The 21,192-nt window shown below is 42.3% G+C and carries 23 protein-coding genes; 14 read left to right on the forward strand and 9 right to left on the reverse strand.

All coding sequences use genetic code 11. From position 1 onward, the window contains the following. Positions 1–27: 27 nt before the first annotated feature. From G5B43_RS11525 to G5B43_RS11535, 3 genes are all read right to left on the reverse strand, one after another. Positions 28–1,740, reverse strand: coding sequence for a protein-disulfide reductase DsbD family protein (locus G5B43_RS11525; RefSeq protein ID WP_165294902.1), 1,713 nt, complete (start codon positions 1,738–1,740; stop codon positions 28–30). A gap of 77 nt (positions 1,741–1,817) precedes the next feature. Beyond that, a complete protein-coding gene (locus G5B43_RS11530; RefSeq protein ID WP_206367330.1) occupies positions 1,818–2,267 on the reverse strand; it encodes a protein-disulfide reductase DsbD domain-containing protein in 450 nt (149 codons plus the stop codon). A 151-nt stretch (positions 2,268–2,418) separates the two neighbouring features. Further along, positions 2,419–3,213, reverse strand: coding sequence for a biotin--[acetyl-CoA-carboxylase] ligase (locus G5B43_RS11535; RefSeq protein ID WP_165294903.1), 795 nt, complete (start codon positions 3,211–3,213; stop codon positions 2,419–2,421). Between the two features lie 28 nt (positions 3,214–3,241). Between G5B43_RS11535 and rsfS the strand changes: the two genes are divergently transcribed. The 4 genes from rsfS to G5B43_RS11555 are packed head-to-tail and all read left to right on the forward strand — an operon-like array spanning position 3,242 to position 7,018. Then, the gene (gene rsfS, locus G5B43_RS11540; RefSeq protein WP_165294904.1) at positions 3,242–3,616 is read left to right on the forward strand and encodes a ribosome silencing factor; all 375 of its coding nucleotides are present in this window, start codon (positions 3,242–3,244) and stop codon (positions 3,614–3,616) included. 40 nt (positions 3,617–3,656) lie between these two features. Further along, complete coding sequence (ftsH, locus tag G5B43_RS11545) at positions 3,657–5,711, forward strand: ATP-dependent zinc metalloprotease FtsH (RefSeq protein WP_165294905.1); 2,055 nt, start codon at positions 3,657–3,659, stop codon at positions 5,709–5,711. Between the two features lie 17 nt (positions 5,712–5,728). Then, on the forward strand, positions 5,729–6,376 hold the full coding sequence (locus tag G5B43_RS11550) for a lactate utilization protein C (protein ID WP_165294906.1): 648 nt from the start codon (positions 5,729–5,731) through the stop codon (positions 6,374–6,376). Between the two features lie 12 nt (positions 6,377–6,388). Further along, positions 6,389–7,018 carry a rhomboid family intramembrane serine protease gene (locus G5B43_RS11555; protein WP_165294907.1) on the forward strand — a complete coding sequence of 210 codons (630 nt, stop codon included), beginning with the start codon at positions 6,389–6,391 and terminating at the stop codon, positions 7,016–7,018. 6 nt (positions 7,019–7,024) lie between these two features. On the opposite strand, the gene G5B43_RS11560 is transcribed toward G5B43_RS11555, so the two are convergent. Next, complete coding sequence (locus G5B43_RS11560) at positions 7,025–8,563, reverse strand: YifB family Mg chelatase-like AAA ATPase (RefSeq protein WP_165294908.1); 1,539 nt, start codon at positions 8,561–8,563, stop codon at positions 7,025–7,027. 229 nt (positions 8,564–8,792) lie between these two features. Here G5B43_RS11560 and G5B43_RS11565 point away from each other — a divergent pair, with 229 nt between their 5' ends. The 3 genes from G5B43_RS11565 to G5B43_RS11575 are packed head-to-tail and all read left to right on the forward strand — an operon-like array spanning position 8,793 to position 10,040. Beyond that, on the forward strand, positions 8,793–9,062 hold the full coding sequence (locus G5B43_RS11565; RefSeq protein ID WP_165294909.1) for a YtxH domain-containing protein: 270 nt from the start codon (positions 8,793–8,795) through the stop codon (positions 9,060–9,062). 59 nt (positions 9,063–9,121) lie between these two features. Continuing rightward, positions 9,122–9,541: a hypothetical protein gene (locus G5B43_RS11570; protein ID WP_240904852.1), complete on the forward strand. Its 420-nt coding sequence runs from the start codon at positions 9,122–9,124 to the stop codon at positions 9,539–9,541. Then, the gene (locus G5B43_RS11575; protein WP_206367331.1) at positions 9,516–10,040 is read left to right on the forward strand and encodes a hypothetical protein; all 525 of its coding nucleotides are present in this window, start codon (positions 9,516–9,518) and stop codon (positions 10,038–10,040) included. The genes G5B43_RS11570 and G5B43_RS11575 overlap by 26 nt, the downstream gene beginning before the upstream one ends. Here the strand turns inward: G5B43_RS11575 and G5B43_RS11580 are convergent. Continuing rightward, positions 10,037–10,972 (reverse strand): GDP-L-fucose synthase family protein, encoded by a 936-nt coding sequence (locus G5B43_RS11580; protein WP_165294911.1) that lies wholly within the window; start codon positions 10,970–10,972, stop codon positions 10,037–10,039. The genes G5B43_RS11575 and G5B43_RS11580 overlap by 4 nt on opposite strands. A 56-nt stretch (positions 10,973–11,028) precedes the next feature. Between G5B43_RS11580 and trmB the strand changes: the two genes are divergently transcribed. After that, positions 11,029–11,676 (forward strand): tRNA (guanosine(46)-N7)-methyltransferase TrmB, encoded by a 648-nt coding sequence (trmB, locus tag G5B43_RS11585; protein WP_165294912.1) that lies wholly within the window; start codon positions 11,029–11,031, stop codon positions 11,674–11,676. A gap of 3 nt (positions 11,677–11,679) precedes the next feature. On the opposite strand, the gene G5B43_RS11590 is transcribed toward trmB, so the two are convergent. Next, positions 11,680–12,408, reverse strand: coding sequence for an RDD family protein (locus tag G5B43_RS11590; RefSeq protein ID WP_165294913.1), 729 nt, complete (start codon positions 12,406–12,408; stop codon positions 11,680–11,682). A gap of 247 nt (positions 12,409–12,655) precedes the next feature. Here G5B43_RS11590 and G5B43_RS11595 point away from each other — a divergent pair, with 247 nt between their 5' ends. Genes G5B43_RS11595 through G5B43_RS11620 form a run of 6 tightly spaced genes read left to right on the forward strand, consistent with a single transcriptional unit; the run spans position 12,656 to position 18,859 of the window. Continuing rightward, positions 12,656–13,618 carry a stage II sporulation protein M gene (locus tag G5B43_RS11595; protein ID WP_165294914.1) on the forward strand — a complete coding sequence of 321 codons (963 nt, stop codon included), beginning with the start codon at positions 12,656–12,658 and terminating at the stop codon, positions 13,616–13,618. Next, positions 13,609–14,526 carry an ABC transporter permease gene (locus G5B43_RS11600; protein ID WP_165294915.1) on the forward strand — a complete coding sequence of 306 codons (918 nt, stop codon included), beginning with the start codon at positions 13,609–13,611 and terminating at the stop codon, positions 14,524–14,526. The genes G5B43_RS11595 and G5B43_RS11600 overlap by 10 nt, the downstream gene beginning before the upstream one ends. Beyond that, entirely contained in the window at positions 14,516–15,334 is an 819-nt protein-coding gene (locus G5B43_RS11605; RefSeq protein ID WP_165294916.1) for a hypothetical protein, read from the forward strand. Before G5B43_RS11600 ends, G5B43_RS11605 begins: the two co-directional genes overlap by 11 nt. Continuing rightward, positions 15,325–16,539 carry a DUF4350 domain-containing protein gene (locus G5B43_RS11610; protein ID WP_165294917.1) on the forward strand — a complete coding sequence of 405 codons (1,215 nt, stop codon included), beginning with the start codon at positions 15,325–15,327 and terminating at the stop codon, positions 16,537–16,539. The genes G5B43_RS11605 and G5B43_RS11610 overlap by 10 nt, the downstream gene beginning before the upstream one ends. Then, a complete protein-coding gene (locus G5B43_RS11615; RefSeq protein ID WP_165294918.1) occupies positions 16,536–17,531 on the forward strand; it encodes an AAA family ATPase in 996 nt (331 codons plus the stop codon). The genes G5B43_RS11610 and G5B43_RS11615 overlap by 4 nt, the downstream gene beginning before the upstream one ends. Beyond that, positions 17,531–18,859 carry a DUF58 domain-containing protein gene (locus G5B43_RS11620; RefSeq protein WP_165294919.1) on the forward strand — a complete coding sequence of 443 codons (1,329 nt, stop codon included), beginning with the start codon at positions 17,531–17,533 and terminating at the stop codon, positions 18,857–18,859. Before G5B43_RS11615 ends, G5B43_RS11620 begins: the two co-directional genes overlap by 1 nt. On the opposite strand, the gene G5B43_RS11625 is transcribed toward G5B43_RS11620, so the two are convergent. From G5B43_RS11625 to hflX, 3 genes are read right to left on the reverse strand one after another with little or no spacing between them, the layout of a single operon-like run. Beyond that, positions 18,854–19,273: a 6-pyruvoyl trahydropterin synthase family protein gene (locus G5B43_RS11625; RefSeq protein WP_165294920.1), complete on the reverse strand. Its 420-nt coding sequence runs from the start codon at positions 19,271–19,273 to the stop codon at positions 18,854–18,856. The genes G5B43_RS11620 and G5B43_RS11625 overlap by 6 nt on opposite strands. Before the next feature lie 16 nt (positions 19,274–19,289). Next, on the reverse strand, positions 19,290–19,985 hold the full coding sequence (gene lipB, locus G5B43_RS11630; protein ID WP_165294921.1) for a lipoyl(octanoyl) transferase LipB: 696 nt from the start codon (positions 19,983–19,985) through the stop codon (positions 19,290–19,292). Positions 19,986–19,987: 2 nt separating this feature from the next. Further along, the gene (gene hflX / locus G5B43_RS11635; RefSeq protein WP_165294922.1) at positions 19,988–21,178 is read right to left on the reverse strand and encodes a GTPase HflX; all 1,191 of its coding nucleotides are present in this window, start codon (positions 21,176–21,178) and stop codon (positions 19,988–19,990) included. Positions 21,179–21,192: the final 14 nt, after the last annotated feature.

Below are 21,192 nucleotides of genomic sequence, written 5' to 3' on the forward strand. Positions count from 1 at the left end.
GTTAGATTGATTGTTGTTTTTTTATCTCTATTCCTTGCTATTAAACGCATCAATGCCGCTTTGTAGATAGGCTGCATAGCTGTTCACGTCATAGTCAGCGCCGCTAGGCGGTACCAGCACATTCCCGCCTGTATCCACGATGACGTATAGCGGTTGCGAATTGCTGTTGAATGCAGAAGCCTGAAAATCGCTGTTCTTCTTGCCGATGGTGTTGATCTTCTTTCCCGAGTATTCCGATACGTACTGTTCCTCAGCGGCCAGTTCCGTCCGGTCATCCACGAACAGTTCCACCATCACGAACTCCTCCCGGAGCAGCGTCGCCACTTTCGGATCGGTCCATACGTTGGCCTCCATCTTGCGGCAGTTCACACAGTTCCAGCCCGTAAAGTCGATGAGCACCGGTTTGCCCAACTCTTTCGCTGCGGCAAGCCCCTCTCCGTAGTCGTAGTACGGGTCAAACCCTTTGGGTGTGCCCCGCTCGTGGAAGATCTCATAGTATTTCTTCTGCTTTCCCGTGCTGGATGTTCCGGTTGCCGCGGTGCCAAAGTTCACGGTGGACAGGTCGAAGTCCTGTGTTGCCGACGGTGGCAGGAATGCCGATATCGACTTCAGCGGTGCTCCCCACATGCCCGGCACCATGTACACCACAAAGGCAAATACGATGACCGCCAGCATGGTGCGCGGAACGGACAGGTGCGGTAACGGACTGTCGTGCGCAAAACGTATCTTGCCGATCAGGTACAGCCCCAGCAGCCCGAAGATCGCTATCCAAAGGGCCAGGAAAACTTCCCTGTCCAGCCAGTTCCAATGGTAAGCGAGGTCTACGTTGGACAGGAACTTCAATGCCAGTGCCAGTTCAAGGAAACCCAGCACCACTTTAACGCTGTTGAGCCATCCGCCCGACTTGGGCAGGGACTTAAGCATCGAGGGGAAGAAGGCAAAAAGCACGAAGGGTATAGCCAGGGCAATGGAGAACCCGAGCATGCCGATAGCAGGCCCCAGACGCTCGCCCTTGGAGGCAGCTTCTACCAGCAACGTGCCGATGATCGGCCCGGTGCAGGAAAAGGATACCAGCGCCAGACTGAATGCCATGAAGAACAATCCCAATAATCCACCTCGGTCCGATTGCGCATCTATCTTATTGACAAAGGAACTCGGCAGGGTGAGTTCGAAAGCACCGAAGAAGGATGCCGCGAAGATGACCAGTATCAAAAAGAACAGAAAGTTAAATATGCCGTTCGTAGACAGGGCATTCAGGGCGTCGGAGCCGAAGGCGATGGTGATGAGCATACCCAGTGCCACATATATGACGATAATAAAAAGCCCGTATAAAAGTGCCTGTGATATACCCCTGGCACGGGAGCCGCCTTTCTTGGTGAAGAAGCTGACGGTAAGCGGTACCATGGGGAATATGCAGGGCATGATAAAAGCTGCGAAACCGCCCAGCAACCCGGCAATGAAAATCCCCCAGAGGGACTGCTGTTCCGTTTCGCTGGCATCCACCGGTTGTACAGGCGCATCTATTGCCTGCTCCTCTTCCCGGTCTTCACTTGTCGATCCATCTTCAAAGACGAGGTCGTCCGGTACCTCCAACAGGGTATCTTCCCCCGCATCAACAGAGCCATCCGTAAACTCTACGTCATCAAAGGAAATTAAGCTATCTTGCTGTGCAAATGACGAATTATATAAGGAAAAAGTTAAAATTTGTAAGACTACAAAATACTTAAATAATGAACGCATAGCTGATTTAGATAAGTCGCTAAAATAAAAAAAAGGCAGTAAACTTACCGCCTTATCATTTTTTATATTCGTAAATACTACTTAATTGTGACGTTAAAAGCGTATTCATCCGGAGGTAAACATTTTTCAGCATCACAAGCCATAAATTCAACTGTTCCTTTTACCGTTGTTTGGCCTTTGTTTAGTTTTACTTTTTGCTGAAAAGTGACCTCTTTCGCATAATACGTGACATTCATGTCGAAAGCTTTCTCAAATTTTGTCTGTGGTCCAGGAGCTGCAACCTTACCATTTAGACTGTAATCTTTCGATGGGGTAAATGCAAACGATGTCGCAATCGGTCCGCCGTCAGGGACATTCATTCCGTATATATGCCATCCTTTATCAATAGTGGCACGAATAAATACGACCGCTTCTTTATCGTTTAATTTTTTAGACGCAACGCTCCATTTTACAGGGTTGTATATCTGGGCTATGGCACCTGCCATGGTAAATAACACGGCAACAATTAGTAAACTTAATTTCTTCATTCTAATAAATTGTTTTTATGAATACTTTCCTTGATATCAGACTATTCCGATCTTGCAAGGTTTAATCTAACCTGACAGAGAAAATATATTCAAATTTAGGGAGCATATAAGCGATATACAAGTAAATTTTGTAACTGACTATTCGCTAAGCTTATAGCTTAAAGCTGATCTCCTTGAGATCAAATAATCGCACTCGTTCGTTAATTAATACTTTTAATTTGCCATCGCTTTCCAAGCCTTGAATAATACCTAAACAGGTTTCCCCTTCAATTTCGTAATGCGCGGGAATCCCTTTTCTAAACAGGCATTCATTATAGGCATCCAGAAGCCGCTGTGTATCCTGTAAATCAATACTTTCATAGCATGCCATTATCGTTGAAAGAAGAGACAGCGCGTAATACTCAAGGGATTGCGCTGATGCTTTCGGGTTTTCGATATAAAGCGAAGTTGCTTTGTCTTGTATTGCTATAGGGAAGGTTTCTTGTTTTATATTGATACCGATACCAATCACGCTGGAACGAATATGAGAACCCGATAGTTGGTTTTCGATCAATACGCCGCCTAACTTCTTACCATTGACAAAGATATCATTAGGCCATTTGATCTGTACATTAGGAAGTAGTGTCGATGCCCATCGTTGGATGCCTAAACAAATTAACATATTTAAATTAAACGATTGCTGTATGAAGAAGTCTTTTGGATATAGGGCAAAGCTGATGGCTAGCGTTTCGGAAGGCTGGCTAAGCCAAGAATTTCCCCGTTGACCTCTCCCCTTTACTTGATGTGTTGCCATAATGGCAGTTGCCTCGGGAAGTGGCGTAATATTTGACAAAAGTTCTTTCAAATAATCGTTGGTAGACGTTACCTCTTCTAATACAATTAAATTTTGTCTAAGGTAAAGTCGGGAAAATGTATTATTTTGCAAGGGAAAAATATTTAAAGACATAGATATCGCTCAAAACTAACATTTTTTAATGAATAAAGATACAAAAAAGGATTTGTCGGGTAGGCTTGCAGAAGTGGTAGTACACGGCATGCAAGAGAAAAAAGGCAATGATATAGTGCGGATGGATATGCGGAACGTGAATGCTACCTTATCCGATTATTTCGTTATCTGTCATGCGGATTCTGCAACACAAATTAATGCTATCGCGAAGAGTATAGAAGAAGAGGTTTATAAAGCCTTTGAGCAGGAGCCGTGGCGGAAAGAAGGGCATAACAATGGAGAGTGGATCCTATTGGATTTTGTAGATGTCGTTGTTCACATCTTCAAAACGGAAAAAAGAAGCCATTATGGCATAGAGGATTTGTGGGGTGACGCTCAGGTTGAGACGTACCGAAGCGCGTAAAAGTTTAGAAAGTAAGAGAAATAAGATATAATAGATTGTAATGAAGAAAATTCCAAGTAAAAAAGTAACTCCTGTTCCACCCAAATTTAATATGATGTGGTTGTGGATATTGATTATCCTCGGGTTCTTTGGACTGCAGTACTTTTTTAGTAGCGATAAAACCGAAGAAATTACCTATTCAAAGTTTGAGAAGGAAATATTGCTGCCAGGCGATGTTGAAAAGCTTGTCGCTTTTAAAAGCAATGATTTGGTGGAGGTTGAGGTGTACATAAAAAAAGATAAACTTAAAGAAGATAAGTATAAAGATGTAGCACCTAGTCCGAATGCGCTGTTGTTGTCTCCTGACGTAGGACCTCAATATACGTTTACGGAACCTTCTGCAGAGATTTTGAGCGAGAAGTTGAAAAATTCACAGACGGAATTGCCTGAGGGACAAACACGTATAGAGCCCCTTTACGAAAACAGATCCAACCCATGGGCGGGTTGGTTTATATCGTTCATGCTTCCGTTATTAATTATCGTGGCAATATGGATGTTGCTGATGCGCCGTATGGGCGGAGGCGCTGGTACTGGTGGAGGTGCGATTTTCAACATCGGAAAATCTAAAGCCCAGCTCTTTGATAAGGAATCCCAGATCAACATCACGTTTAATGATGTGGCTGGATTGGAAGAGGCAAAAACAGAGGTCATGGAAATTGTGGATTTTCTGAAAAATCCAAAAAAATATACGGATTTAGGGGGTAAAATTCCGAAGGGTGCCTTACTTGTAGGGCCTCCGGGTACGGGTAAAACATTATTAGCAAAGGCGGTGGCCGGAGAGGCTCAAGTGCCTTTCTTCTCTTTGTCGGGATCAGATTTCGTAGAAATGTTCGTGGGGGTCGGTGCTTCCCGTGTACGGGATTTGTTCAAACAGGCTAAAGAAAAAGCACCTTGTATCATATTTATCGACGAAATCGACGCGATTGGACGAGCACGTGGTAAAAACTCCGTTATGGGAGGGAATGACGAGCGTGAAAATACATTGAACCAATTATTGGTTGAGATGGATGGTTTTGGTACTAATTTAGGCGTTATCCTTTTGGCGGCGACCAACCGCTTAGATGTATTGGATCAGGCATTGTTGCGTCCGGGACGATTTGATAGACAAATTTCTATCGATAAACCAGATTTGATTGGACGTGAGCAAATATTTAATGTACACTTAAAGCCGTTGAAACTATCGGAGGAAGTGGACGCAAAAAAACTTTCGGCGCAAACACCGGGTTTTGCGGGAGCAGAGATTGCTAACGTGTGTAATGAAGCAGCATTGATTGCGGCGCGGAAAAATAAAGCCTCTATTTCTATGCAGGATTTCCAAGATGCGATCGATAGGGTCATTGGAGGACTTGAAAAGAAAAACAAAATTATCTCTCCTGAAGAGAAGAAGATTGTGGCTTATCATGAAGCCGGTCATGCTATTACTGGCTGGTTCTTGGAGTTTGCGGATCCGCTGGTTAAGGTTTCCATTGTACCGCGTGGTGTGGCGGCGCTGGGTTATGCGCAGTATTTGCCGAAAGAACAGTTTCTATATACTACAGAACAATTGTTGGATAGCATGTGTATGACGATGGGAGGACGTGTTGCGGAAGATATCACGTTCGGTCGTATCAGTACCGGTGCACAAAATGACCTGGAGCGAATCACAAAACTAGCTTATGCCATGACTGCTGTATATGGCATGAATGATAAAGTGGGTAATGTATCTTTCCGTGATAGTTCGGGAGAAACACAGTTCCACAAACCTTATTCTGATCAAACAGCAGAGTTAATCGACCAAGAAGTGAGGAACTTGATTTCCGCGGTATATGAACGAACCAAACAGCTTTTATTGGATAAACAAGATGGTCTTGTCAAAATCGCGGAGAAGCTGTTGGAGAAAGAAATTCTATTTCAAAGTGATTTAGAGCAAATTTTAGGGAAACGTCCGTTTGAGAACCGCACGACGTATGACGAGTTCGTAAACGGTGGAGTTGACGGAGGTGGTGTTCCACAAACTGATTTGCCGTTGGATCTTCCCCAGGATAGTAATAACAACGATACAAAGTCAGAAGAGTAGGGCGGCGGGTTACGTACATGAACATTCGAAATACGACTGCTAAAGAGCGGATGCTAAAAAAAATTCGTCAAGCTTTGTTACAAAAGCGTGAGAATCCACATGCTGACTTTGAAGATTCTCCACTTTATAAAGATGAGGAAGAGCCTTTGGATGTCACCTTTGCACGGGAATTTACGCAAGTTGCAGGTAATTTTGTGTATTGCGATGGTGAGATCTCGCTGATTGAAAACCTGATACTTTTAGCGGAGAAACTGGAAATAAAAAAGATTTTGGCCTGGGAGCTTGAAATACAGAACCTTTTGGGACAATACGGCTTTCCAATTTATACAAACGATCAACAGCTTGAAGCTGCAGATGCAGGAATTACAACATGTGAAGCTCTGATTGCGCGCAACGGCAGTATCATGTTGAGTAACGGAAATGAGGCTGGCCGCCGGCTGAGTATCTATCCGCCTATTCACATTGTCGTTGCCAAAACCTCTCAATTGGTTATGGATATTAAACATGGGTTACAGCGCGTGAAAGAAAAATATGCCGATAGGCTACCTTCCGTGATTTCGACAATTACTGGACCCAGCCGGACAGCAGACATGGAGAAAATGTTGGTGTTAGGTGCGCATGGTCCGAAAGAACTATACGTCTTTTTGATAGAAGACAGATTTTAATCTACAGACTTTATGTTATACTACCTTTATGCCACTCCTGTTGCCTCCGTCATTTTTGCATTGACAATAGGATTGAGTTTATATGTTTTTTCTAATCCACAATGGTATACGAAATTGATGCTACATCCGTATACATTGCATAGAGACAAGTCAAAATGGTACATGCTTTTTACGAGCGGCTTGATCCATAAAGACTGGATGCATCTTATTTTTAATATGATGACGTTCTATTATTTTGGATTCGGTCTCGAAAATATGTTTGTTCAGTTCAGTGGCGCGCTGGGTCACGTGCTTTTTGCGGGGCTGTACGTTGTTAGTTTAATTCTTAGCGATATACCCACGTTGATCCGGCAGAAAAATAATCCGGGTTATTATAGTTTAGGTGCATCGGGTGCTATTTGTGCCGTACTCTTTAGTTTTATCATGTTTCAGCCGAAGGCTATGCTTGGGCTATTTATGGTTATCCCGATACCGGCTTATTTGTTTGCGTTCCTTTTTTTAGGGTATTGTATCTGGGCTTCTAAAAAGGCGTACGATAATATCAATCATGATGCCCATTTATTTGGTGCGCTTGCGGGAATAGGGCTGACGATATTGCTTTACCCTTGGTCCATTAGCCATCTTATCAGTCAGTTTTTTTAGACCTCGTTACCCTGCCCAGTTTTCTCGATCTAAACTTCTAAAGTGGATAGCTTCTGCCAGATGTTGGGTTTCAATTTCTTCTGAGCCGTCCATGTCGGCTATGGTACGTGCTACTTTTAATATGCGGTCGTACGCTCGTGCTGAAAGCCCAAGCCGTTCCATTGCGGATCGTAACAGCTGCTGACCCGAACGACTAACGTGGCATATTTGACGTACGGTGGGCGTATTCATTTGCGCGTTATTGTGTATATTCAAGAAGTTGGCGAAACGTTTCGCTTGAATTGTACGCGCTCGTATAACTCTTTCCCGGATAATTTCGCTTTTTTCGGCACTTTTCACACTGGAGAGTTCATTAAAGTTGACAGGCGTTACTTCGACGTGTAAATCTATACGATCCAATAGTGGACCTGATATCCTGCTAAGGTAGCGGTGTACAACAGTACTTCCACAGATACACTCTTTTTCAGGATGGTTATAATATCCGCACGGACAGGGATTCATCGCAGCAATCAGCATAAAGCTCGCCGGGTAATCAACCGAGAACTTAGCACGTGAAATCGTAATACTTCGAGATTCCAATGGCTGACGCATGACTTCTAGGACGGATCTTTTGAATTCTGGAAGCTCGTCCAAAAACAGTACGCCATGATGAGCGAGTGAAATCTCCCCAGGTTGTGGAGAGGAACCACCGCCAACGAGAGCGACATCAGACGTCGTATGGTGTGGGGCTCGGAATGGACGAACTGTCATGAGCGAAGACAGCGCGTTAAGTTGCCCCGCGACAGAATGGATCTTGGTGGTTTCAAGCGATTCTTCTAAATGAAGTGGAGGGAGAATGGTTGGAAGGCGTTTGGCAAGCATCGTTTTACCTGCTCCGGGTGGACCGATTAGAATGACATTATGCCCGCCCGCTGCGGCGATTTCTAAGGCCCTTTTTATATTCTCCTGTCCTTTTACATCAGCAAAATCGACATCATAATTATTTATATGATGTAGAAATTCATGTTCAATATTGATTTGGATTTGTTGCAGTTGATGTATGCCGTTAAAAAACGGGATAACATCCTTTAAACTCTTTGCCGCCAAGACCTCTAGGCCTTGAACGGCTGCCGCTTCCCGGGCATTCGCAAGAGGTAGGATGATACCTTTGAAACCATCTTGTTTGGCTTGTAGGGCGATGGGTAAAGCGCCTTTAATCGGCTGGATGTCGCCATCCAAAGATAACTCGCCCAACACCAAGTATTCTCCAAGTGAGGCCTCACGCAACTGTCCTGAAGCCGCCAATACGCCTATTGCTATCGATAAATCGTAGGAAGACCCTCCTTTGCGGATATTAGCTGGAGCCAAATTGACAACGATTTTCTGCCGAGGCATACGATATCCGACGGCTGTGATAGCGCTTTCAATGCGATGCAAACTTTCCTTGATGGCGTTATCTGGTAGTCCGACAATATGATAATGGATACCAGGACAAACAAGTATTTCCACCGTAACGGTAGTTGCATTTATGCCATGCACAGCACTGCTGAAGGTTTTGACGAGCATAGTTATCTGTTAAAATGGTTGCTTAAAGATAGATAAAAAAATGCAAAAGCAAAAGAACAGTCGGAGATATGTTACTTTTTAGCAAGATTTTTGTTTTCTCTTATGGCTTGAAGCTGAAGCTCGAAATACTTTTGTATTTTTAAAACGATTACGAAGGTTATTTGTTAAGTCTATAACTTAATTAATCTTCAATTTGATGAAATGGAGAATTACTTAAATGACAAAAAATATGAATGAGAACAGTAAAATAGTAACTGCATTATTAGCAGGGTTAGCAGCGGGAGCAGTCGTAGGACTATTGTTTGCTCCCGATAAAGGATCCGAAACGAGAGATAAGATAAATGAGTCATTGTCTGATTTGGGTGATGCGATTAAAGAGCGCGCGGAGGAACAATTTGATCAACTTAGCGAACTCAAGGATAAGTTGGTCAGTTTGGTGAAGTCGAGGGCTTCCGAGATGGAGGCTATCGTCGATGACGAGATAGTAGAACACGCTTAATACCATGCAATAGAGACACAGCATCTTGTGTCTCTATTGCATACCAAAATAAACATTTGATGGAAGAGGAAAAATTTTCACTTAGTGGTACCTTTCAGAAGGGTAAAGAATATGTCGATACGCAGATCAAACTGTTGCAATTGAAAGGACTAGCTAAAGGCTCACGGATAGCCGGCTCTCTGGTGCTGGATGTTGTTAAGATCATATTTACTTTATTCATCGTTTTCTTCTGGTCGTTGGCGTTAGGTTTTTATCTCAGCGAAGTGTTGGATAGCAATGCATTGGGATTTTTATTGACAGGAGTTATATTTTTTGTACTCGTATTGCTTATCCGTGCTTTTGAACCTGGATTGGAGAAGATATTTATGAATATCACTATTCGTAAGGTTGCAGGCAAATGGCAGGGAGAGGAGGATGAAGATACGATAGAAGAGGAAATCAAATCAAGCGTAAATGAAGAATTCACCAAAAATAAATAACTTAAGTGATTTACAAGCAGAGATTGCTCGGCTCAATCTGAGAAGGAAGGAACAAGAAGCCTATTTGACAGATCAATATGATCTGTTGAAAGTTAAGGTGAATGCACCTGTTCGTTTTTTTCAGCAGCTCGCCGCTCAGGTGCCGGGTGTAGGCATGTTAAAGGGTCTTACATCAAGTGTCGGCAAAGCAATGCGAAGTAAAGACGCCGATTGGTTAACGAGGATCTTACAGTTGGGAGCGCCAATTGTGTTAAATTCCACTGTGCTAAAAAGAGCGGGCTGGTTAAAAAAAGCAATGGTTTTATTGGCGTCGGAAACGGCCATAGGGCAGGTTAATCAGGAGAAGATAAGTGGATTGTTAAATAAAGTTACTTCCTTTCTAAAGCCTAAAAAGAAGAAAAAGAAGAAAAAGCCAGAAGAAGACACGATAGAAAAAATAGCAGTCATGGAGCAACAAGCTGCTATTCTAGAAGACGAACGTTTTACGGATAAAATTTAATTGCTAGCTTTCTTTTTTTGAAAATCTTCATAAGCTAAGGCTATTCCCGCGCGTAAGGATGTCTTGTGTCGCCATCCTAGTGTATTTAATTTGCTGACATCCATTAATTTGCGAGGAGTACCATCGGGTTTGCTTGTATCGAATCGGAGTTCGCCATTGTATCCTACAATTTCGCGCACGAGATAAGCAAGATCGCGGATGCTTATATCCTCACCTACGCCGACATTAATAAATTGTTCCTCATCGTAGTGTTGCATTAGAAAAACGCAGGCCTCACCTAAGTCGTCTGCATATAGAAATTCCCGAAGTGGTGAACCAGTCCCCCAGATACTCACCTCGCTCAATCCTGCTATCTTCGCCTCGTGGAAACGGCGGATTAGAGCGGGTAATACATGAGAGTTTTGGGGATGATAGTTGTCATTAATGCCATATAGATTAGTAGGCATTGCCGAGATGAAATTGCACCCATATTGCGAGCGATATGCTTCGCACATTTTAATTCCAGCGATCTTTGCAATAGCATAAGGCTCGTTGGTAGGTTCCAATGTGCCAGTCAATAAATAATCCTCTTGGAGAGGCTGTGGCGCAAGTTTCGGATAAATACAGCTAGAGCCTAAGAACAACAGTTTTTTGACCTTCTGAACATAAGCTTGATGAATCACATTTGTTTGGATCATGAGATTCTCGTAAAGAAAATCGGCGCGATAGGTGTTGTTTGCAATAATACCACCGACCTTTGCAGCCGCCAGAAATACGTATTCCGGTTGTTCTTCAGCGAAAAAATCTGCGACCTCAGATTGATTGCGTAAATCAAGCTCCTTTGAGGTGCGTTTGACAAGGCGATGGTACCCTTCTTTTTCTAATGCTCTGACAATCGCCGATCCCACCATTCCGCGATGACCTGCAACAAATATTTTAGCTTCTTTTTCCACGTTAAACTATTGATTCCTGCAAATATAAGATTATTTTTGCGGACAAATTTTTTAGAATGGGTAAAGATAAGTTACGGAAATTTGCTGAAGTAGCTACCTTTAAAAATGTAGTTCAGTTAGACGCAGGGAAAGATTATAAAGGCGAATGGGCGTCTTCATTCTTTGGAAATAATAATCCTATTGTATTGGAGCTTGCTTGTGGTAAGGGAGAATATACGGTCAACTTGGCGAAAATGTTTCCCCATACCAATTTTATAGGTGTCGATTATAAAGGTAATCGGATATGGAGAGGAGCAAAGACTGCTTTGGAAGAGGGAGTTGACAACGTGGGATTCCTACGTATTCAGATTGAAACCATATTGGAGCATTTCGCAGAAAATGAAATAGCGGAGATTTGGATTACTTTTCCGGATCCTCAACCACAAGAGAGCCGAGAGAAAAAAAGGCTAACTAACCCCAAGTTTCTAGAAAAATATAAAACAATTCTGAAGGATAACGGTATCATGCATCTAAAAACAGATAACGATGGCTTCTATGCCTATACCTTGGAACAGATTGCACTCTTGAAGTTTCCGAAAATCAAAGAAACTACCGATTTGTATTACTCTGATCTAGTGGACGATGTACTTTCCATCAAAACGTATTATGAGCGAAAGTACCTTGCAGACAATAAAAATATCAATTACGTACAGTGGCGGTTTTAAGTGTTATCGATCCCTAAATGTGTAATAATAATCCTTAATTACCACATCGATAAACTCTTCGGGGCGCATTTGCGGTTTTACATCTAGCAATTCAACAAGTTTATTGCTTAGCGCGAGTATGATATTGTAATCTTTGCGTTCGTACCCCTTTTTGTATATATCTTTAATGGTATTGGCATCTTTATCTGACAAGCGCATTACTTCAGGGAATGTAACCGTATATTCTTGTGTAATCTCTGCAAATAGCGTTTGTTGCAGCGCCATGTTCTGTTTGGTACTGATGACGGTGGTGTCGGCAGCAATATCACCGATCCGTTGTGCGTGCTTGGTGGCGATGATGCTGCTAATCCCAAGAGCCCCTGCGCATAAAAAGATATCCACGATAGTACATACCCAGCGGATAAAATATTGATATACCGATGCACGTGTGCCGTCAACCTTTACAACTTTAGTACGCATAATCATTTTTCCGATGGTTTGTCCGTTAAAAAAGGTCTCCATGAGAAAAGGATAAAAAAATGCAGGAAGCAAAATAAGCATATAAACACCTGTTGTCAACCAAGGATCACTGGTATTAAAAAGGCCGAGCCGTGAGACCAAGTAATAAACCATGATGGCGTAACATGTAATAATGAAATAGTCAATTGCAAACGCAATGATACGGGAACCGAGCGAAGCCAAGTTGTATTCAAATTTTACGTTCTGCGGTGTATTGATGGCGAGTTTGTGCATTTTATTAAAACGTTAATATTTCCTATATTAGCTTCGAGTAGGTGCAACTTTAGCTTCTCCTATTTACTTTGTTATTTTATTTAAAGATAAGAAACCATCATGGTATATTCAAACCGAACGTGGTGAGCTCATGAATGCTAATGAAAAGCAAACATTTAATGAATAAACCACATGAGGGAATGAATAAACCTGATAGCTTCATCACCATTAAAAGAAAAATTTTACCGATGAAAATTAGAAAGATATAATGAGAGAAGCATCCTTTATTGAAGGAAATAAAGAAAAATGGATCCTAATTGAAAATAATTTGAGAAATAAGATCAATGTAGATCCCGATATCTTGGCTTCCGATTATATGGAATTGACGAATGATCTGGCGTATGCACAGACATTTTATCCGCGATCAAAGACGAAAGATTATCTGAATGAGCTGGCGATATTGGCCCATCAACAATTGTATCGCGATCAAAAATCATCAGAAAACCAATTCAAGCGTTTTGTACAACAAGAGATTCCAGAGGCTATATGGCAACTGCGCCGTCCGCTGCTCTATTCCCTACTCATTTTTTGCCTAGCGATAGCCATTGGGTTTATTTCAGCTCAATACGATTTGGATTTTGTACGGTTAATCTTAGGCGACTACTACGTAGACATGAGTATAGCGAACATCGAAGATGGAAACCCTGCCGGCGTTTATCAAGGAGGGAGTGAGCTAGGTTCCGCTTTGGCGATTACGATTAATAATGTTCGAGTCGCTTTCCTGGCTTTCGTACTAGGCGTATTTTACAGTATAGGTACAGGTTATATCTTATTCAGTAATGGCATCATGGTAGGCGCTTTTCATCATTTATTTTTTCGATATGGCGTCATGCAGGAAGCCATGTCGGCTGTTTGGATTCACGGAGCTATTGAACTGTCGGTAATTGTCATTGCTGGGGGCTGCGGTCTTGCTATCGGAAACAGTATATTGTTTCCGAAATCCTATACAAGACTTGAATCGTTCAAAAGAGCGATGAAAACCGCTTCTAAGGTGTTAATAAGCACGGTTCCGTTCTTTATCGTAGCGGGCTTTTTAGAAGGCTTTGTGACACGACATTACCAAGTTTCCATTTGGTTATGTATCAGTATTATTATAGCCTCATTTATGGCTATTATCTATTTCTATATAATCAGACCTTATCAACTGGCAAGAATTAACGGATGGAAATAGACTTCGAATTTCGGAAAGAACGAAAACTGAGTGAAATTGTCCAAGATTTCATCAACCTCTTACGGTTGGTGCTAAGGCATTTTTTTCAAACTATCCTGAAGCTAGCTATCGTGCCGTTATGCATTATGTTGATTCTTATCTATTACGGAACAACCAAGATCAATTTAACGACAACGCAAAGCTGGACAGAAGCGGTGGATTTGGTATTCATTGCGATTGCGGCATTATTTACGCTGTTGGTGGTGAGTATGGTATTCTTTGGGCTGGCGATTGAATATTTTATCTTGCTGAAGAATAAGAGAGGAACTGATTTCAATTCTAATGACGTTTGGCGGGCTTTTGTAGCGAACCTAGGCAAATATTTTAGATTTTTACTTGTCAGTATTATAGCTTCCGTTATTCTGTTTATCCCCCTAATGTTCGCTATGATTGTCCTGATGTTTATTCCATTGGTCGGAAGTTTTGCCGTCGGAATTTTGGGGGCTTTTATAGGCGTTTGGTTCTTTTGCGCATTTTTGTTCTATCGGGAGGGATATATGCCCGCCAGCAATGCCATACAACAAAGCTTTTCTGTCTTAAAGAAAAAAATTGTCGATTATAGCGTTTCTTCATATGTCGTAAGTTTGGTGTTCCAGACACTTCTGGTGATGCTCACGTTAATACCATCTCTTATTATCGGGATTATAGCATACAACACCATTGGGTTCGAGACTACATTTTTTGATAGTGTAGCTGGACGCATGTTTACCTCTATTGGCGCTACGTTGTTGGTGTTACTTTATATCGTGTATTATATGTTTACGGTTTTGGTGTCGGGGATTATTTATGAGACCGCAAAAGAAGTGACATACGGCGAAGACGTCTATGAAAAGATACAAAATTTGGGAAAGGAGGAAGATGGGCAATAGAATTTTGGTCATGTTACTTTTGTTTTGGGGTTTCTTTTATTCTCATGCACAAGATACTACTGAATCTCTATCTCCGGTATCGGAAGATAGTGTCTCCATGAAAGCGCCGGAATATGCCCCACCGGATTGGGTAGATTATATGGAGGAAGGCTATTACGACACCATTCCCCGTATGAGCCAGATTCCGCAGGTGGATACAGCAACATTTACCAATTTACTTGGACGCTATCAAGGCGAGGAGTTTGATTATGACAAGAACAGTCCCAATCGTATAGGTCTATTCAAGAAAATATTGGATAGGCTAGGGCGAATGTTGGACAATCTATTTCCCGCGAGAGCGTATTTCCAATTTGCCGATGTGGTGTATAAATTGCTGGCTGTCGTGGCGTTGGTTATTTTTCTCTGGATCATTTATCGCGTGCTATTTTCCGGTAAGCGTTTGCTAGCTAAAGATAAAGATGATGACGATGTGTCTGATGAAGTAAGGTTCGTAGAGAAAAACCTGCTGGATATTGATCTAGCTAGTTTTATTGATAAGGCGCAAAAAGAGGGCGATTTTGCATTAGCTATACGTTACCTCAATCTTTTGAACATACAATTATTAGCAAAGCGGGAGCTGATCCATTGGAAACACACCAAAACCCATGTGGAGCTTATTGAAGAAATAGAGCATAAAGAATTAAAACAAGATTTTACCCGAAATGTCAATATATACAATCGCGTGTGGTATGGCAATATAGCTATAGACAAAGCTAAATATGAGGAGTATGTACCTTATTTCTTAACTTTTCAATCAAAATGGCGATGAAGAACTCTGGGAAATTTGGGTTTATATTGCTAGGTATCACCGTGTTGGCCATTGCGTTTATTGACTTGGCAAGCGACAAGCAGATTGATTGGTCGAAAACGTATGATCAACGGGATAAAATTCCTTATGGTTTATATGTAACGCGGGAAGAATTGCCCGAAATTTTGGAAAAACAGATACAGATAGAAGATTTCACATCGACAAACTATGATTTTTTAAAAACATTTTTACCGGATAAAGAACAAAGTAGTTTAGTTTATATCGTAAATGGGTTTTACGAAGGTAAAGAGGTGACGGGAGAACTACTGAAATTTGTGGAAAGGGGAGGAGAAGTTTTTATTTCTGCCAATAGTTTTCCGCTTTATTTACTTGATACATTGGGGATAAAGCAGCAATACCACTATCCCCACAATTTTAATGAGGTCATCAATGTGGAAGATCGCCCATTCTCGCTGGTGGATGGCAAAACAGCTTATTATAAAGACTTTGAGTATCCCGGGTTGTTCTGCGATTTGGATACGGTCAATACGCGTATAATCGGGTATTATGACGTGGAAGATCGGGAGATACCTAATTTTATCGAGTTAAAAAGAGGAAAAGGCCGCTTTCTTCTGCATCTGGAACCGTTGATGTTTACGAATTACTACATGTTAAAGGAGGAGAATTATATATATGGAGCGGCTGTGTTGAAATTGCTTTCCAATAAGGAGGTCTATTGGTTTGATAGTACCTTTAAGGGAACAGAGGAAGCAAAAACACCCTTACGTGTATTGTTGCAGAATGACGGACTGCGTCAGGCTTGGTATATTTTACTTTTTGGGCTTATCCTATTTCTACTGTTTAAAAGTAAACGGGAAGAACGAGCTGTCCAAGTCGTCGAGCCGGAGCTAAATCTATCTAAGGAATTTGCGCGTACAATAGCCACGTTATATTATGAAAGCGGCAATCCGGGCAACCTTATACAAAAGAAAGTAGAGTACTTTTTGTACGATATCCGAACGCATTTTCAACTGGATATTCTGCAATTGGAAGATGAAGTTTTTGCAAGACAATTGTCGTTGAAAACCGCTGTTCCGTTAGACGAGTGCGAAAACTTGATCGAGCTCCTTCTAAGATATCGAAAAGTGAGTACGTCTACGGATGCTGAATTGGTTGAGTTAAATAAAAGAATCGAAGATTTTAAACATAAAGCGAATATGCTATGAGCGAACTAGGAAATAAATACGAGCCCAGTTTTGAAAACAGAATAGACCTCACGGACCTAAAAGACAAGATGGACGCGGTGAAACAGGAGGTCAAGAAGGTTATTATAGGTCAAGACGAGGTCATTCATAAACTTTTGATTGCTATTCTGGCAACCGGCCATTCGTTGATAGAGGGGATGCCGGGTGTCGCAAAAACATTGACAGCAAAGTTGCTGGCCAAAGCGGTGAAAGGTCAATTTAAACGTATACAGTTTACACCCGATTTGATGCCTTCGGATGTAACCGGATCTTCCGTGCTAGACCTAAAGACCAATGAGTTTGAATTTAAAAAAGGTCCGATTTTCGGTCATATCGTTTTAATAGACGAAATAAACCGCGCTCCGGCAAAAACGCAATCATCCTTGTTCGAGTGTATGTCCGAAAGGCAGGTTACCGTGGATGGTATCACCTACCCCGTACCAACACCGTTTGTGGTATTTGCTACGCAGAATCCAATAGAGCACGAAGGAACGTATCGTTTGCCCGAAGCGCAATTGGACCGATTCCTGTTCAAAATTAATATTGATTATCCGGCGATAGAGCAAGAGTTGGATATCTTGCGTGAGCATCATGCGCAAAAAGCGAACAATAAGGAAGATTTGGTACAACCTGTATTAGCTATTGACGAATTGATTGGTTTTCAGCAGTTGATAAAATCTGTATATGTACACGAAGATGTCTTGACATACATTGCACAAGTAGTTTATCATACGCGTTCTAATTCGAACCTTACGCTGGGAGCGTCACCACGTGCTTCGATCGCGCTGTTAGAAGCTTCAAAAGCAAGCGCCGCACTTCAAGGAAGAGACTTTATTACACCGGACGATGTGAAGTATGTCGCTCCGGCAATATTAGGGCACCGCGTGCTGCTGACTCCGGAAAAGGAAATGGAAGGGTTCACGAGTGATTATATCATTAAACAGATTGTAGACAGTATCGAAATCCCGAGATAATGCGTTTTATCCGAAGTCTGTATGTAACCAATAAATTCTTCTACACGCTACTCCTGTTAGCGACATGTTTTGTGCTGTCCTTTTTTATCAAGGCGTTATTCCCTTTCGTGATTGCACTTCTTTGGCTATTTATAGCGGCATGTGCATGGGATATGCTATTTCTTTACTTTCAAAAAAGTAAAATAATTATACAGCGAAATTATCCCGAAAAGCTATCGAACGGTGATGAGAATGATATGGAGATTCAGTTGACCAGTAGTTATCCTGCCAAAGTCCGTATCCGCCTGTTGGAAGAGTTTCCGATACAACTGCAACTGCGGAACGTGGAATTGGAGTCAACGATTCTGCCTCGGGAAGTCAAAGCCATCAGTTATCAAATCCGTCCAACCTCGCGAGGTATTTATGCTTTCGGAAGATGCCACGCCCTAGTGCAGAGACTTGGATTGTTTGCAAGAAAATTCACATTGAATGAGCCTCTCGCACTGGCTTGCTATCCTTCGTTTATCCAGATGCGGAAATATCAATTATTAGCAACAACGGATAGATTGGTGGAATTGGGGATTAAGCGCATCCGAAAAATTGGGGCTACACTGGAATTTGACCATATACGCGAATATGTGCGAGGAGATGAGTATCGTCATCTCAACTGGAAAGCAACGGCCAAGCATAAGAAACTATTGGTTAATCAATATCAGGAAGAAAAATCACAGCCTATTTATGCGCTCATTGATACAGGACGGGTCATGCGTATGCCTTTCAACGGATTGACGTTACTGGATTATGCGATTAACTCGACCTTGGTGCTGGCGAATGCAGCTATCCTAAAACAGGACCGTGCAGGTATGCTGACGTTTTCCAAGGCGGTATCAGACCATATTCCCGCGGAGAAACGTAATAACCAGATGCAGCTGATCTCTGAAAAACTCTACAACATAACGACTGCATTCGAAGAGTCGGAGTTTGGCAACCTCTACGCTTTCTGTAATAAACATATCAATAAGCGCTCCTTATTGATGTTGTATACCAATTTTGAAACGATAGATGCGCTGTCACGTCAGATGGCCTATTTACGTATGCTGGCCAAGACACATATTGTGGTGGTGGTCGTATTCAAGAATACCGAGTTAATCGATATGGCGAAAAAAGAGGGAAAGAAAACCATTGACGTATATAATCAGATTATTGCACAGAAATTTGTATACGAAAAACATCTTGTTATCCAAGAACTGCATAGACAGGGAATCCAGACAATCTATACGTCGCCAGAAAACCTAACCATTAATGCCATCAACAAATATTTGGAAATTAAGGCAAGAGGGTTGTTATAAGCTATACGTCGCAGAACACTTCGCTGTTTCTTCTACCTTGCAAGCTACGAGCCTGACGGGATAGTCTTTAAATTGTTGCGGTCCGATATGTTCCACCAGGTACTGTGCGATGTTTTCGGCTGTAGGATTGAAAGGGACGACTACTAGGCTATCACCTGCTACTTCCTGCAATTGGGGCAATAACTCATCTTTTTCCCAAATTAAAAACTTGTGATCAAAATGTTCTTCCAGCCACGCACAAAGGGTGGTTTTGATCACGGAGAAATCAACAACCCGACCGATTTCGTCCAACTGATCAGCCGCCACCGTAAAATGTATACGATAGTTGTGGCCGTGTAAAAACCGGCATTTACCCTCATGCCCCACCACCCGGTGTCCACAGGATATATCATGGTATCTTTCCGCAAGAATCATAGTACAAAGGTAGTGTTTACAACAACTCCATTTGGAATAAATCAGCGATATGACCTTTCAGTTTACTTTTAACCCCGTCCATATCCAGTTTGTGCCCGAGTTCGCGTTCCAGGGAAGTAACATCCTTATCATCTATGCCGCAAGGGATGATATTGCCGAAATAGTTGAGGTCTGTGTTCACGTTGAAAGCAAATCCATGCATTGTGACCCACCGGGAAGCGCGGACACCCATCGCGCAGATTTTACGCGCCTTGTCATTGTCGGCATCTATCCATACACCCGTAAATCCTTCATAGCGTCCGGCCTGTATTCCGTATTCGCCGCATGTGCGGATAATGGCTTCTTCCAACATACGCAGATACAGGTGGATATCCGTAAAAAAATTATCCAAATCCAATATGGGATACCCTACAATTTGACCCGGCCCGTGATAGGTAATGTCCCCGCCGCGGTTAATTTTATAAAAGCTGGCGTTTTTCTCTTTTAACCCCACTTCGTCGAGCAACAAATACTCTTCATGACCGCTTTTGCCCAATGTATACACATGGGGATGCTCCGTGAAGATGAGATGATTGGGCGTGGAGTCGGTTGTCCCATTTATGCGGTTCTCGTTCTTAACAGCTACCGTCTTGGTAAATATCTCCTCTTGGCGATCCCATGCTTCCTGATAATCGACCAATCCCCAATCCATAAATTGTACTCGTTTGTTCATGGTTAATACAGCAAATTATTATAAGGATATCTTGCTGTATGCATTTTGGAGATAATATCGTATAATTTCTGTTTGAATTCCTCGACATTGGTTTTCTCCGTTGCAGACAGAAAAATAGCCGGATCGGAGTTTTTTGCCATCCAGGAGTTCCTAAACTCATCAAGCGTAACTTTAATTTCTTTACCGTTCTCATCGACCGCTACGGGAGGTTTATAAGCATCTATCTTGTTGAAAACCGTAATAATTGGTTTGTCCAATGCATCGATGTCCTTTAGCGTTTCGTTTACGGCAGCAATATGGTCTTCAAAATTAGGATGGGATATATCCACGACATGTATAAGTACATCTGCTTCGCGTACCTCGTCTAAAGTAGATTTAAAGGATTCCACCAAATGGTGGGGCAACTTGCGGATGAATCCTACTGTGTCCGAAAGCAGGAAAGGTAGATTGTCAATGACTACCTTCCGTACGGTTGTATCCAGCGTCGCGAACAGTTTGTTTTCCATGAGCACATCCGACTTGGAGATCATGTTCAATATGGTCGACTTCCCGACGTTGGTATAGCCTACAAGCGCCACGCGTATGAGCTCGCCCCGGTTTTTACGCTGGGTTTCATTCTGTTTGTCGATGACCCTTAAGCGTTCTTTCAACAGCGATATTTTGTTCAGAATAATCCGTCTATCCGTTTCAATCTGGGATTCTCCCGGTCCACGCATACCGATACCCCCGCGCTGACGCTCCAAGTGAGTCCACATACGGGTTAGTCGAGGTAATAGATACTGTAGCTGTGCCAGCTCAACCTGTGTCTTTGCCTGTGCCGTTTGCGCGTGCTTGGCAAAAATATCCAAGATGAGGTTGGAACGGTCCAAGATTTTACGTTTGAGTTCACGTTCTATGTTACGGAGCTGCGAGGGCGATAGTTCGTCGTCAAATACGATCATGTCAATCTCCTCGGCATCCGCGTACTGCCTGATTTCTTCCAGCTTACCCGATCCCACGAAAGTGGCATGTTCCGGCTTTGCCAATTTTTGCGTGAAAACATCTTTCACTTCTCCCCCTGCCGTTTGCACAAGAAATTCCAATTCCTGAAGGTAGTCTTTTGCGTTTTGTTCTGAAATATCTGGCGTTATCACCGAAACGAGTAATGCTGTTTCGGGTTTAAGTGCTGTATCGTATATTTTAGTTTTTCCCATGTATGATCAATTCT

The sequence above is a fragment of the Sphingobacterium sp. SGR-19 genome (assembly GCF_011043555.1).
Classification (GTDB): Bacteria; Bacteroidota; Bacteroidia; order Sphingobacteriales; family Sphingobacteriaceae; genus Sphingobacterium.

What these genes read in the sequence shown, in the direction of transcription:
- hflX (WP_165294922.1), bottom strand. Translation starts at nt 21,178, where the DNA reads ATGGGAAAAACTAAAATATACGATACAGCACTTAAACCCGAAACAGCA.
- trmB (WP_165294912.1), top strand. Translation starts at nt 11,029, where the DNA reads ATGGGTAAAGATAAGTTACGGAAATTTGCTGAAGTAGCTACCTTTAAA.
- G5B43_RS11615 (WP_165294918.1), top strand. Translation starts at nt 16,536, where the DNA reads ATGAGCGAACTAGGAAATAAATACGAGCCCAGTTTTGAAAACAGAATA.
- G5B43_RS11560 (WP_165294908.1), bottom strand. Translation starts at nt 8,563, where the DNA reads ATGCTCGTCAAAACCTTCAGCAGTGCTGTGCATGGCATAAATGCAACT.
- G5B43_RS11625 (WP_165294920.1), bottom strand. Translation starts at nt 19,273, where the DNA reads ATGATTCTTGCGGAAAGATACCATGATATATCCTGTGGACACCGGGTG.
- G5B43_RS11620 (WP_165294919.1), top strand. Translation starts at nt 17,531, where the DNA reads ATGCGTTTTATCCGAAGTCTGTATGTAACCAATAAATTCTTCTACACG.
- G5B43_RS11590 (WP_165294913.1), bottom strand. Translation starts at nt 12,408, where the DNA reads ATGCACAAACTCGCCATCAATACACCGCAGAACGTAAAATTTGAATAC.
- G5B43_RS11595 (WP_165294914.1), top strand. Translation starts at nt 12,656, where the DNA reads ATGAGAGAAGCATCCTTTATTGAAGGAAATAAAGAAAAATGGATCCTA.
- G5B43_RS11550 (WP_165294906.1), top strand. Translation starts at nt 5,729, where the DNA reads ATGAACATTCGAAATACGACTGCTAAAGAGCGGATGCTAAAAAAAATT.
- G5B43_RS11575 (WP_206367331.1), top strand. Translation starts at nt 9,516, where the DNA reads ATGAAGAATTCACCAAAAATAAATAACTTAAGTGATTTACAAGCAGAG.
- G5B43_RS11610 (WP_165294917.1), top strand. Translation starts at nt 15,325, where the DNA reads ATGGCGATGAAGAACTCTGGGAAATTTGGGTTTATATTGCTAGGTATC.
- G5B43_RS11600 (WP_165294915.1), top strand. Translation starts at nt 13,609, where the DNA reads ATGGAAATAGACTTCGAATTTCGGAAAGAACGAAAACTGAGTGAAATT.
- G5B43_RS11555 (WP_165294907.1), top strand. Translation starts at nt 6,389, where the DNA reads ATGTTATACTACCTTTATGCCACTCCTGTTGCCTCCGTCATTTTTGCA.
- G5B43_RS11570 (WP_240904852.1), top strand. Translation starts at nt 9,122, where the DNA reads ATGGAAGAGGAAAAATTTTCACTTAGTGGTACCTTTCAGAAGGGTAAA.
- G5B43_RS11605 (WP_165294916.1), top strand. Translation starts at nt 14,516, where the DNA reads ATGGGCAATAGAATTTTGGTCATGTTACTTTTGTTTTGGGGTTTCTTT.
- G5B43_RS11530 (WP_206367330.1), bottom strand. Translation starts at nt 2,267, where the DNA reads ATGAAGAAATTAAGTTTACTAATTGTTGCCGTGTTATTTACCATGGCA.
- G5B43_RS11565 (WP_165294909.1), top strand. Translation starts at nt 8,793, where the DNA reads ATGAATGAGAACAGTAAAATAGTAACTGCATTATTAGCAGGGTTAGCA.
- G5B43_RS11535 (WP_165294903.1), bottom strand. Translation starts at nt 3,213, where the DNA reads ATGTCTTTAAATATTTTTCCCTTGCAAAATAATACATTTTCCCGACTT.
- G5B43_RS11525 (WP_165294902.1), bottom strand. Translation starts at nt 1,740, where the DNA reads ATGCGTTCATTATTTAAGTATTTTGTAGTCTTACAAATTTTAACTTTT.
- ftsH (WP_165294905.1), top strand. Translation starts at nt 3,657, where the DNA reads ATGAAGAAAATTCCAAGTAAAAAAGTAACTCCTGTTCCACCCAAATTT.
- lipB (WP_165294921.1), bottom strand. Translation starts at nt 19,985, where the DNA reads ATGAACAAACGAGTACAATTTATGGATTGGGGATTGGTCGATTATCAG.
- rsfS (WP_165294904.1), top strand. Translation starts at nt 3,242, where the DNA reads ATGAATAAAGATACAAAAAAGGATTTGTCGGGTAGGCTTGCAGAAGTG.